Raw genomic sequence first — 12,782 nt, 5'->3', positions numbered from 1 at the left:
TAATTGACTGCACATTCAGTGCAGTTAATTATTTCTCAGAAGCATTGCCACTTCTACCCTATATTTACAAATAAAACTTCACTACTTTTGTAAGGAATTCTACTTTAACACATGGAACTATTTATATTATTTTCCAGCCTCATCACGCTGGCTGCCTTTTTTTCTTATTTAAATGTAAAACTTTTCAGACTTCCTTCCGGGATCAGCCTCATGCTGATGGGAGTTCTTGCCGCGTTGGGAGTGATTGTGGCAGGATATTTTTCGGCAGGATTTACCGAAATGATTAGAGAAAAATTATTATTGATCGATTTTTCGGAATTTCTTCTGGGGATTTTACTGAGTTTTCTTTTGTTTGCCGGTTCGCTGCACGTATCGGTTCCCGATTTGCGTGAGTCTTCAAAAAGCATCATCAGCTTTGCCACGCTGGGAACATTAATTTCAACAGCAGCTGTTGGATTTTCGTTGTTTTATATTTTGCCATTGTTTGATCAGAATGTGCCTCTTATCTACTGTCTTCTTTTTGGAGCTTTGATTTCACCGACAGACCCTATTGCCGTGATGGGAATTCTTAAGAAAGCCAATCTTTCCAAAAAAATTGAAACCAATATTGTGGGAGAATCACTTTTCAATGATGGTATCGGAGTAGTTATTTTTGCCACTTTATTAAAAATAGCAGTGGGAGGAATAGAAAATTTTGGCATAAAAGATATTGGATTGCTTTTCTTCAGGGAAGCTTTCGGAGGGATACTCATGGGTCTTGTTATCGGATACATTGGCTATCGAATGATGAAATCTATCGATCATTTTCAAACAGAAATTCTCATTTCTCTTGCCATGGTAATGGGGGGTTACAGTATGTGTCACTATCTTCATGTTTCAGGCCCTTTGGCTATGGTTGTAGCAGGTATAATGACCGGAAATCGCGGTAAAGAGCTTGCGATGAGTGATGTCACACGAGATTATCTCGGAAAGTTCTGGGAAGTAACGGATGAGGTGCTAAATGCTATTCTTTTTATGCTTATTGGACTGGAAATCGTTATTGTGGCTTTTGACTTAAATTATCTTATCATCGGGATTATCATGGCCTTAGCGATTATTTTGGTTCGCTTTTTCTCATTGTATTTTCCCTCTCTTCTTTTTCGGTTTAAAAAATCGTTTGGAACAAGGTCTTTGCTTATTATGACATGGGGAGGACTCAGAGGCGGAATATCGATCGCATTATCCTTATCTCTTCCAGCCAGCCCATTCAAAAATATTATCGTTTCGATTACATTTGTTATTGTTATCTTTTCAATTATCATTCAGGGAGTAACGGTTGAAAAAGTCATCAAAAAGCTGAGTAATTAATGAGAAATGAAATACATTCAATGTTATACCAAGGCATTTGTTTAAACTAATTTTAAAATACAAATCCACTTTCACAGATAATTGATAGATTTTTAAATCCTTTACAATCAAGATAAAAACCCGCAGACTTAAAAAAACGTCTGCGGGATACCAAAACAATTGCTTAAACTCTTATTCTGTAGTTATTTTCTTTGCTATATGATGACGGGGTTTCGCTAAGGCACTGAGAAAAGTAATATTGGTACGGTTTCCGTTTTCGTCTACTTTTAAAACAAGTGACTGGCAGCAAGGAGATAAATTGAAATAATTCTTGTATCGTGCTTTACATTTTAAACATTCGGTGATTACCGCTGCTTTTTTTTCCATAGTTATTGTGTTGTTTTTAATAATTAAACTCTACATCGAGTTCCTAAATGCTTGAATTTTAACTGAATTATATTTTTAAAAAATCAAATTTACTTATTTTTTTTAATTAAGTTCCTATCTCTACCTGTAATTTATTAACAAGAGAAACTTTGTAAAGTGCATCCGTCACTTTCTCATCATTTATTTTCCTCATTCTTACCTGTCTGATATAATTGGCATCTTTTGATTCCTTTTTAAGAAAAATATTCACTGAATCCGTATAACGCGCCGGTAGCCATTGGTCAATAAAATCAAACTTTTCATCAATTATTTTCTGATGGCAGGTATATATCGATTCGCTCATAAAAATTAATAAATTTTATTTTAACCTTTTTTCGTAATTTTGTATTTGTCTCAAAGAGAATTAGAAAACAAATATACAATTATATATTTAAAAACAATAAAATATTGAAAATTTTACACTATTTTATTGTCTAAAAATTAACACAAAGAAGCTACTCAATATGAAAATTTACGAGAAGATCCGTGAGTACAGCAAGGGAAAAGGCGAAACAATGACAGAAATCGCCAAAGCATATGGTGCGACACCGCAGTCGATTCAGCTATATTTTTCAGGCAAAAATGCAATGCCTCTTACTTTTTTGGTGTGGTACATTGAACATCATCCGGAAATAGATCTTTATGCCCTTTTCAGTAAAGAACACGACCAGATTGTTTCTGAACCCAGAGCTGAATATCATAAAAAATACAGAAAACAACACGTTATCGACCGCATCATCAGTATTCTGGAAGAAGAATTGTAGAAACAGACAAAGCCGATATTAAAATCGCTAAAAATTATCACCGGAAAACCTCAACCATCGGATTTTCCGGTTTTATTTTGTGCTGGAAAAACTTTATAATCAATCAAAATTTAATTGACAAACCATATCTCAAAACGGCTGCCACGTTCCAGAGGTTTGTAATTCAAGTAGCCTTTGTGCGCTTCGACAATACTTTTGCTCAGTGTCAATCCGATTCCGGAACCACCGCTTCTTGTCGTAAAAAATGGAAGAAAAATTTTATCCTGAATTTCTTTCTGAATTCCTGCTCCACTATCTTCAATACTTAGAATAATTCGTTTATTTACTGTTTTAATTTCAGTCTTTATACTCCTTTCGCTACATTCAGACACTGCATAAATAGCATTCAGATAAAGATTTATAAGACACCGCTGAATCATTTTTTCATCTGCAGAAATCGTATAGTTTTCCAATGAATTGATGATCTCAATATTCTTTTGTTCAAATTCGGGCTTCAGGAAATGAAGTGCAGATTCTACAGTATCTGCTAAAGAAATGGTCTTAAAAACAGGTTTGGGTAATTCTGCCACCTGCCTGTAATCATCTACAAAATCAAGCAGTTGTTTTGATTTTGAATTAATAATCATCAGACTTTCCTTCATGTCCTGTTGATCTTCCTTTCCTATAATATCCTGATTAGCAATATATTCCATATTCTGAATCAAGCTATTAACCGGTGTAAGAGTATTCAGAAGCTCATGAGAAATTACTTTCATCAGGTTATTCCAGGCAAGCTTTTCCTTTTGTTCGATAATTTTCTGAACAGATTCCAGGCTGATGATGCAGAACCTGTGTCTGGCATTCTGCACCTTTTTGGTTCTGAGCGAGTAAGACTGCTTCGTATTTTCATTAATCGAAATATCAAAAAACTCCTGAGAATTTTCATATTGGCTTTGTTCAATGATTTTATAAAAATCCGGCGTTTTCTTTTCGTAAAGGTTCCACGAATTGTATTTCGGAATCTGCAGAATTTCAAGAAAAACAGGGTTCACGTAGAATACTTCCCAGGTATTGTTCTTTTCAGAAAGAATCATCAGACCTATTTCCAACTGCCCGAGGATTTCCTCATACAAAAGCTTGTAAGAAGACCGCGAAAGATGTTCTTCTTTGCTTTGATAATAAAGTTTTACCGCATTATCGATCAGAATATTACCTTCAGTTTTCGGAAACAGCGAAAAATCTTTTTTCCGGATGGCCAAAATCAATTTTTCAGTTTTCCGGATGTATGACAAAACCGAATTCTGCGCAATAATAACACAAACCAAGCTTATGAACGAAAATAAAATACAGTTAATCCATTTATTATGAGAATAAAAATCAAATGCGACAATTCCGCAAACAATCGCCAGCAGAATGAATATCAACCCAAAAAACTGATGTCTTTTCATAGTTTTTATAAATATGCTTTCCTTAAAATTATTAATATCAATGCTTATTTATTCTTAAACATTCATGAATGAAGAAATAATTAATATTTCAAAATTAAAGCTCAAATTTTTCCATTCTTCTGTAAAGCGCTGCTCTCGACAATCCCAGATCTTCAGCTGCTAAGGAAATGTTTCCACGATGCTTTTTCAGTGCTTTTTTAATCAGGATTTCTTCCATTTCCTCAAGATTAAGATTCACAACTGTTTTCTCCGATTCCTCGTCATTTGGCATTAGCAGTTTCATGTTTTTATCGTTGGAAAGAATGACGCTTCTTTCAATACAGTGGTCGAGTTCACGAATGTTTCCCGGCCAGGAATAATTCATCAGCTCAGAAATCAGGCTTCCATTTAAAAAAAGTTTGGGCTTGTGATATTTTTGTCTGTATTTTTCCAGAAAATAATCTGCCAAATCCGGAATATCTTCCTGTCGGTCTCTTAACGCAGGAATCAGCAATTCCACCGTATTAATTCTGTAATACAAATCTTTCCGGAAACGATTTTCAGACACCGCTTTCTTAAGATTTTCATTAGTGGCAAAAATAAATCTTACGTCCAGCAAACGTTCTTTAGTCTCCCCTATCCTCGATAATTTTCTGTTTTGAATTAAACTCAGCAATTTAGTCTGAAGATGGAGCGGTAGATTTCCGATTTCATCCAGGAAAACCGTTCCATTCTGTGCATTTTCAATTTTCCCGGCATAATCCTGATGCGCATCTGTAAATGCGCCTTTCTTGTACCCGAAAAGTTCCGCTTCAAAAAGGTTTTCGGAAAGACTTCCAAGATCAATGTGAACAAAAGGCTGGCTTTTCCTTTCGGAAAGTTCATGAATATGTTCTGCCAGCACATATTTTCCCGTCCCGTTTTCTCCTAAAAGTAAAACATTCGCATCGGTCGCAGAAACTTTTGCAATCTGATCCATCACTTCCTCCATTACAGATGATTTTGTTTCCAGCTGATACTGATTAGTTTTTACGCTCACGTTTTCCCACTGATTCAGTTTTTTATTTTTCCGGGAAATGTCGACGGCAAGATTAACGGAGGCATAAAGCTTTTCATTATTCCAGGGCTTCAGGATAAAATCGGAAGCGCCGTTTTTCAGAGCTTCTACCGCTAATTCAACTTCGCCGTAAGCTGTCATCAGAATAATCGGAAGTTCAGGCTCTAATGCTTTAATTTCCTGCATCCAGTACAATCCATCCTGACCGTTTTCAAAACCTTTCCGAAAATTCATATCCAGTAAAACAGCATCAATCTGATGTTCCGACATCAGTTTCAGTATATTTTTTGGCTGGCTGAGGCAGCTCACCTCTGTAAAAAATTTCTTCAGCCAGACTCTCGCCGAAAACAAAATGTCTTCATCATCGTCTACAATTAAAATATGAGCCTCTTTTTTTCGCATTTAAATAGATTGTTTTAAATTTTGACTAAAGCCTTTTTGTTTTGTCAACTTTTTTAAATGGATTTCAGCCCATTTTTATTGATATTGTTGCTAATTATTTTAGTACATCTGTTATCAATTTTACTCTAAAATAAAATGATTTATCATTTATAATTCATCATTTATAACTAACATGTCCGTTTCCGCACAAAAAGTGTCCGATAATGAACAGTTTTAAATTTAAAAAAATTATATTTAATCACATTTACAGGAAGTTACAGATTTATAAATCTATGGCACCTGCATTGTGTAATTAACTGTGATTAAAACAGTTATCTAAATATGGATACGAAAATAGTAAAAAAGAAATCTAAACTGAAACTTGTTCTTATAATAATTGTCTCAATGCTGGCAGTTCTGGTTTTCGGATGGTATTTCCTGAACCAGAAAAAAACATATAATGTAAAAACAGAAGATATTACAATTGATGAAGTTACCAAAGGAAAATTTGAAGATATGCTGATGGTGACAGCCCAGACACAATCGCTGAATTCTTCATTGGTGAATGTCGTAGAAGGCGGCGCTGTAAAAGAAATTTTTGCGGAAGACGGACAAATGCTGACAAAAGGCCAGCCGATCGCAAGGGTTTATAATCCGAACACGGAATTCAACTACCTGAATCAGGAAACGGGAATCATGCAGCAGATCAGCCAGATGAGAAACTCGCTTCTTGAACTTAAAAATCAGGAATTCAATCAGGATAAAGAACTATTGCAGTCTCAGAATGATTACAATACGGCATTGCAGACATTTAATCTTCAGAAAAGATTGTATGATGCGGAAATCGGAAAGAAAACAGATTACGATATGGCTCTTCAAAACCTGAACTATCAGAAACAGAGAAAATCTATTGTAGAAAAAGGGGCAACGAACGAAAAATCTTCGAGGAATTCACAGATGGCAGCCATCAACAATTCTATCAGTCAGATGGAAAAAAGTTTAAATATTCTACGCTCTAATAAAAATAATTTTCTAATTATATCACCTGCTGCCGGAAGACTCTCTTCTTTTACAATTTCGCTCGGCCAAAACCTTACCAATGGAGAAAGCATCGGAAAAATTGATCTGATGGATGGCTATAAACTGGTCGCTAAAGTCGATGAATATTACATCAATAAATTAACAACAGGAATCAAAGGAACGCTGGACAACAACGGAAAAGAATATGAAGTCATCATCACCAAAATTCTTCCAGAAGTGAAAGACGGCCAGTTTTCCGTAGAACTGAATTTTATAGATACCAAAATTTCAGCGTTAAAAATAGGAATGACGTTCGGAGTGAAACTGAAACTATCTGCTGACACACAAAGCCTGATGATTCCGAAAGGAAATTTTTACAAAGACACGAACGGAAAATGGATTTTCGTAATAAAAAATAATAAAGCTGAAAAAAGAAACATCAGTCTGGGAAGAGAGAATCCAATGTATTATGAAGTGGTTTCCGGTCTGAAACCCGGCGAATCAGTGATTACTTCGGATTATTCTGAGCTGAAAAAATATGAAATTCTTGATATTCAAAAATAAACTTTAAAAATATACTGCAATGATAAATATTCAAAATCTTTCAAAAATCTATAAAACAGAAGATGTTCAGACCAATGCACTTAACAATGTGAGCTTACATATCACAGAAGGTGAATTTGTAGCCATTATGGGGCCTTCCGGCTGCGGAAAATCTACTTTTCTAAATATTCTGGGACTATTAGACAGTGCTTCATCGGGTTCCTATCAGTTTTCCGGCACCGAGACCGTAGGCCTTAGCGAAAAGAAAAAATCAGATATCAGAAAGAAAAACATCGGTTTTATCTTCCAGAATTTTAACCTGATTGATGAACTTACGGTTTATGAAAACATCGAATTACCTTTAATCTACAACGGTATTTCTTCCTCAGAAAGAAAAAGAAGAGTGGAAGAAATTATGGAGAAAATTAATATTACACATAGAGCCAAGCATTATCCACAGCAGCTTTCCGGAGGTCAGCAGCAAAGAGCGGCCGTTGCAAGAGCGTTGGTGACAAGACCCAAACTGATTCTCGCCGATGAGCCCACCGGAAATCTCGACAGCTCCAACGGAAACGAGGTAATGAATCTCCTGGCAGAACTTCACAGAGAAGGTTCTACGATTGCTATGGTGACGCACTCTTCCTATGATGCAGGTTACGCCTCAAGAATTGTAAATATGAAAGACGGAGAAATTTTCTCCGAAGAACATTCTTCTCAACGAAAAGATGTTTTCGAAAAAGCGGATTCTAAAAACTTTGAGTAAAAAAGCTGGAAGATGGATGATGGAAGCTGGAAGTTTAAATTGTTGCGTTCAATAACTTCCTGCTTCCATCACCCCGCTTCCAACCTAAAAACTATCAATTATGCTAAAAAACTGGCTAAGAATTGCCTTCGTTAATTATAAAAGAAACTGGCTTTCCACGATTATTAATTTATTCGGACTGACTGTTGGTTTAACAGGATTTATGCTGATTCTGATGCACTGGAATGACGAAGAATCCTATGAAAGATGGAATCCTAAAAAAAATTTAATCTACGGGGCTCAGGTTTATAATAAAAAGGACAACGCTTATGGCGCAACTATTCCTTATATCATGGCAGAACGTGCCGTAAAAGTAATACCCGAAATCAAAGATTATGTTTTATTCAACGGTTCAGGTGTCGGCTATAAAATGACGACAAAAAAGAAAACGGTTTTTCAGAAGGATGGGATGTTGGTTTCAGGTAATTTTTTCAACTTTTTTCCTTTCAAGCTAATTGACGGAAGTTTTAAAGATGCACTGAAGGCAGAATCATCTTTGGCAATTTCTACCGGGGCTGCCAAAAACCTCTTCGGTAAAACTGATGTTGCAGGCGAAAGCGTGAAGTTTGATAACAAAAACTATGTAATAACAGCAGTTTACGAATTACCAGAGGAAAATAGCCTCATCAAGCCGGAATTTGTTATCCTGCCATTTGAACAAATGAAAAATGATAAGGACCAATGGGGCAATTTCAACTACGGATGTTTCTTTATGCTAAGCAAAAATGCAAATGTGGAGGAGGTTCAAAACAAAATAGTCAAAGATCTTTTTGAATACCGGGCGAAAATAAATGCGGCAGGAAGCGGTGTCACACCACAAAAATATTTGGAATTGTACGGGCCAACGGGCAGTATTCTGACACCGCTTGATAAAATGAAACTTCATGCAGAAGCCTATTGGTTTGGAAATGGAGATTTCAAAACGTTGATGATCCTGTTTACACTTTCAGTTTTGATCGTCATCCTATCAGCAATTAATTTCATTAATCTTAAAACAGCGCAGGCCTCTCAAAGAGCCAAAGAAATTGGTGTTAGAAAAGCAATTGGAAGTACAAAATATAATCTTATTCTCCAGTTTTTATTGGAAACTTTCCTGATCTGTTTCGCATCATATCTCTTGTCTCTTGCATTGACGGAACTTCTTTTGCCGAGCTTCAATAAGTTCTATGACAAAGAAATCATGATGAATGACTGGCATATTTACTTCTATTCATTTGTAATGGTGTTGGCGGTTACGCTAATTTCAGGTTTGATTCCGGCGATTTATTTAGCCAATTTCAAAGCAATAGAAACTTTGAAAGGAAATTTCGCCAGAAGCAAACACGGGATTTGGCTTAGAAACGGGATTTTGACTTTGCAACTCATCATTTCTTCATTTTTCATCATCGGTGGTTTAATTGTGAATAATCAGGTAAAATATATGATGAACAAAGATCTTGGCTACAATGGGAAGCAAATTTTATTGATTAATTTCAGTGAGAACGATGCAAAACCCTGGCTGAAATACGAACGCATCAAAAACGAAATGAAAAAAATCCAGGGTGTAGATGCTGTTTCTTACGGAGAAGCAGTTCCTGGAAGTTATAGGTTCAGCAATTCCAATATGGATTATATGGACAAAAGCATCTACGCTCAGCACGGTTCTATGGATTATAATTACCTCCAGTTTATGGATGTTAAATTGAAAAAAGGACGCTGGCTGAATCCAAATCTTGCATCCGATACAATGACTAATGTTTTGGTAAATGAAGCTTTTGTGAAAAAATTTGGATGGACAGATGACCAGGCTATTAAAAATGAATTCCGCCCTGGATTTGACAATAAGCCTTATCATATTGTCGGGATTGTAAAGGATTTCAATCTTCTGAATCCCCGAAAAGCAGTAGAGCCAATCGTGTTTTTTCATTACAGAGAAACAGAATGGAAACGATACAATGTTTACAATATTCAGTTGAAATTAAAAGCAGACGATATTGGTGGAACTTTAAAAAGGATTAAAACTTATTGGCAAAATAATGTAGAACCTGGCTATCCTTTTGATTATTTCTTCATTGATAAAAAGTTTGCACAGAGTTTCGAGAAATATCAGAAACAGCAGACTTTATTCACAATTCTGAATGCAATGGTTTTGATGGTAGCATTATTAGGATTATTCGCATTGTCTTCATTAATGATTGAGCAAAAACTGAAAGATGTTGCCATCAGAAAAACTTTGGGCGCAGCAGACAGCACATTGATTTTTGGATTAACAAAACAATTCCTTTGGATTACGTTCATTGCAGTTCTGATAAGCATTCCGATCAGTTATTACCTGATGAACGAATGGCTGAAAGATTTCGCTTACCGAATAGATATGCCGGTTTTCCCATTCGTCCTGAGTTTGACTTTATTATTGATTCTGACGTTTGCTGTCGTAAGCATCAAAGCGTATCAGGCAACAAAAGTGAATCTTGTGAAATATTTGAAATACGAGTAAACATTTGTTGATGGTTGTCGGTTGAAAGTTGATAGAACTCTTCCGACAACCAACAACCAACAACTAACAACCAACAACTATGTTAAAAAACTGGCTCAAAATAGCGTTCATCAATTACAGAAAAAACTGGCTTTCCACAATCATCAATATTTTGGGATTAAGTGTTGGGCTTTGTGTTTTCCTGTTGATATTTATCCATTGGCAGGATGAGAAGTCCTATGAAAAATGGATTCCGGGTAAAGAAAATATTTATTTCGTTGAAAACAAAAGTGCTTCTTTTGGAACCATGTCCGTTTCAAGTTATCCTGAAATTTTTGTATCCAAAGAAATATTTTCAGAGATTGAAGATTGTACAATTCTCAATGATTGGGGGAAACAAAGACTTTCCTTCGGGAATAACTCTGCTTATGTTTCGGGGTCGGCTACGGTAGATTCTTTTTTCAGGTTTTTTCCTTTCGAAAAAGTAGCAGGAAGCTTCCGGAATGCTCTTTCGGATAATGGAAAAATTGCCCTTTCGGATAAAACCGCACACCTGCTTTTTGGTGACAATTATCTTGATGCTATCGGAAAATCAGTTAAAAGCGATTCTAATGATAAAGAATACGTGGTTACGGTAATTTATAAGATTCCGGAAGGTAATACGGTTTTCAAACCTGATTTTATGTACAAAAATCCTTATATGGAGCAGTCTAAAGAGCAATGGACAAACTACAGTTATAATGGTTTTTTCAAGCTGAAGCCCGGCACAGATATCAAATCACTGGAAGATAAACTTTCCAGAAAAATGCAGGAACAGGACGAAATTTCTGCTAAAAAATGGGGCTACGCTGTTGATAAAAAAAATCCGCCAATGGTCTATCTGACACCAATCAGCAAAATGAAACTGGATGCCAAAAGTGAAGGAATAAGAAAAGGAGATAAAAAATCAATAATGATTTTGCTTGGCTTATCTGTTTTGATTTTGTCCTTGTCGGGCATAAATCTTATTAATCTGAAAACCGCCCAGGCATCTCAAAGAGCTAAGGAAGTTGGTGTAAGAAAAGTAGTCGGAAGTTCAAAGGTGAAGTTGGTATTTCAGTTCCTATTAGAGACTTTTATGATTTGTTTTATGGCTTATATAGTTGCTTTTGCAATGGTAGAGCTTTTGCTTCCGGCATATAATAAATTTCTCGAAAAAGATATCAAACTGAATGATCCTCGTCTTTTTATTTATACAGGACTATTCCTGATCGTTTTTTCATTAGTTTCCGGATTGATTCCGGCCCTTTATCTGTCGAATTTTAAACCAATCAATACATTGAAAGGGAATTTCGCAAGAAGTAAGAGCGGTGTTTGGCTGAGAAATTTTATCCTGACATTACAATTGGTTATTTCATCATTCTTCATTATCTGTTCACTTATCATTCATACACAGGTAAAATATATGATGAATAAAGACTTGGGTTTCAAAGGCGACCAGACCATTCAGGTTAATTTCAAAAAAACAAATTGGGAGAATAATTTTAATATGAATAAATACAGGCGCCTGAAAAATGAACTGAAAAAAATTTCCGGTGTAACCGATGTTACAGGCTCTGTGAATTCTTTAGGGAATGGTACTGCTAATGGATCGATAGTAAAATTATCAACAGATACTACCAAAACCACTCAGACCATGCTTGGGGGAATCGATGAAAATTTTCTGCGTTTCTATAAAGTGAAATTCCTTTCGGGGCAAGACCTGAACTGGAAGAAGGCTTCTGATACCATCAATGGTGCTGTGGTGAACGAAACTTTTGCCGGAAAACTGGGCTATAATCCTAAAACTGCTTTAAACAAAGAGTTTTTCACAGGTTGGGACGGCAAGAAGAAATATAAAATTCTCGGTGTCGTAAAAGATATACATTACAGTGGTGTTAGCAAACCTGTTGAACCTATAGTTTACTTTAATTATGATAGGAATTGGATAAAAAACAATATGAAGAATGTTCAGATAAAACTTTCAGGCAATGATATCAACGGCACTTTAGAACGCATCAAAGAATTCTGGATTACCAAAGCAGAACCAGGTTATCCTTACGATTTTGAATTCGTTGATAAGCAATTTGCAAAAACGTTTGAGAAATTTCAGAAACAGCAGACCCTATTCACAATGCTCAATATTGTTGTATTAGTGATTGCACTGCTGGGGTTATTTGCTTTGTCATCATTATTAATCGAACAAAAACTAAAAGATGTTGCCATCAAAAAAACATTGGGTGCGGATGAGAAAACGATTGTATGGGATTTAACCAAAAGATTTTTGCTGATTTGTTTGATCGCGGTTTTCATCAGTATTCCGTTTGGATATTATGCAATGAATGAATGGCTGAAAGATTTTGCATACAGAATCGATATGCCGGTCTGGCCGTATGTTCTGAGTTTGTTTTTATTACTGATTTTAACGTTCGCAATCGTGAGTTTCAAAGCTTACCGTGCAACCAAAATTAACCTTGTGAAATACCTAAAATACGAATAATTGATCCACAGTTGTTGGTTATTAGTTGATAAAAGAATTTATCCATAAGACCATCAACTGTAAACTATCAACCAACAGCCAATT

10 protein-coding genes are annotated in these 12,782 nt (G+C 35.7%); 6 read left to right on the top strand and 4 right to left on the bottom strand.

Annotated elements, in window-relative coordinates; genetic code table 11:
• Positions 1-111: 111 nt before the first annotated feature.
• Positions 112-1,347, top strand: coding sequence for a cation:proton antiporter (locus BLR30_RS08950; protein WP_089857322.1), 1,236 nt, complete (start codon positions 112-114; stop codon positions 1,345-1,347).
• 171 nt (positions 1,348-1,518) lie between these two features.
• On the opposite strand, the gene BLR30_RS08945 is transcribed toward BLR30_RS08950, so the two are convergent.
• Together BLR30_RS08945 and BLR30_RS08940 are read right to left on the bottom strand one after the other, a co-directional pair.
• On the bottom strand, positions 1,519-1,713 hold the full coding sequence (locus BLR30_RS08945; protein WP_089857320.1) for a hypothetical protein: 195 nt from the start codon (positions 1,711-1,713) through the stop codon (positions 1,519-1,521).
• A gap of 106 nt (positions 1,714-1,819) precedes the next feature.
• Entirely contained in the window at positions 1,820-2,056 is a 237-nt protein-coding gene (locus BLR30_RS08940; RefSeq protein WP_089857318.1) for a hypothetical protein, read from the bottom strand.
• 160 nt (positions 2,057-2,216) lie between these two features.
• Between BLR30_RS08940 and BLR30_RS08935 the strand changes: the two genes are divergently transcribed.
• The gene (locus BLR30_RS08935; protein ID WP_089857316.1) at positions 2,217-2,516 is read left to right on the top strand and encodes a hypothetical protein; all 300 of its coding nucleotides are present in this window, start codon (positions 2,217-2,219) and stop codon (positions 2,514-2,516) included.
• 110 nt (positions 2,517-2,626) lie between these two features.
• Here BLR30_RS08935 and BLR30_RS08930 read toward each other — a convergent pair whose 3' ends face one another.
• Together BLR30_RS08930 and BLR30_RS08925 are read right to left on the bottom strand one after the other, a co-directional pair.
• Positions 2,627-3,943: a sensor histidine kinase gene (locus BLR30_RS08930; RefSeq protein ID WP_089857314.1), complete on the bottom strand. Its 1,317-nt coding sequence runs from the start codon at positions 3,941-3,943 to the stop codon at positions 2,627-2,629.
• A gap of 94 nt (positions 3,944-4,037) precedes the next feature.
• Positions 4,038-5,381: a sigma-54-dependent transcriptional regulator gene (locus tag BLR30_RS08925; RefSeq protein WP_089857312.1), complete on the bottom strand. Its 1,344-nt coding sequence runs from the start codon at positions 5,379-5,381 to the stop codon at positions 4,038-4,040.
• Positions 5,382-5,702: 321 nt separating this feature from the next.
• Between BLR30_RS08925 and BLR30_RS08920 the strand changes: the two genes are divergently transcribed.
• The 4 genes from BLR30_RS08920 to BLR30_RS08905 all read left to right on the top strand — a co-directional run bounded on the left by BLR30_RS08920 (position 5,703) and on the right by BLR30_RS08905 (position 12,698).
• Complete coding sequence (locus BLR30_RS08920; protein WP_089857311.1) at positions 5,703-6,944, top strand: efflux RND transporter periplasmic adaptor subunit; 1,242 nt, start codon at positions 5,703-5,705, stop codon at positions 6,942-6,944.
• A 19-nt stretch (positions 6,945-6,963) separates the two neighbouring features.
• Positions 6,964-7,686, top strand: coding sequence for an ABC transporter ATP-binding protein (locus BLR30_RS08915; RefSeq protein ID WP_089857309.1), 723 nt, complete (start codon positions 6,964-6,966; stop codon positions 7,684-7,686).
• A 100-nt stretch (positions 7,687-7,786) separates the two neighbouring features.
• Positions 7,787-10,201, top strand: a complete 2,415-nt coding sequence (locus BLR30_RS08910; RefSeq protein ID WP_089857307.1) for an ABC transporter permease — start codon at positions 7,787-7,789, stop codon at positions 10,199-10,201.
• 79 nt (positions 10,202-10,280) lie between these two features.
• Positions 10,281-12,698, top strand: coding sequence for an ABC transporter permease (locus BLR30_RS08905; RefSeq protein WP_089857306.1), 2,418 nt, complete (start codon positions 10,281-10,283; stop codon positions 12,696-12,698).
• The last annotated feature ends 84 nt before the right edge of the window (positions 12,699-12,782 follow it).

It is taken from the genome of Chryseobacterium taeanense, assembly GCF_900099685.1.
In the GTDB taxonomy this organism is placed as follows: domain Bacteria; phylum Bacteroidota; class Bacteroidia; order Flavobacteriales; family Weeksellaceae; genus Chryseobacterium; species Chryseobacterium taeanense.
The sequence above is the reverse complement of the archived record's forward strand: the minus strand, read 5'-3'. Positions and strand labels throughout refer to the sequence as shown.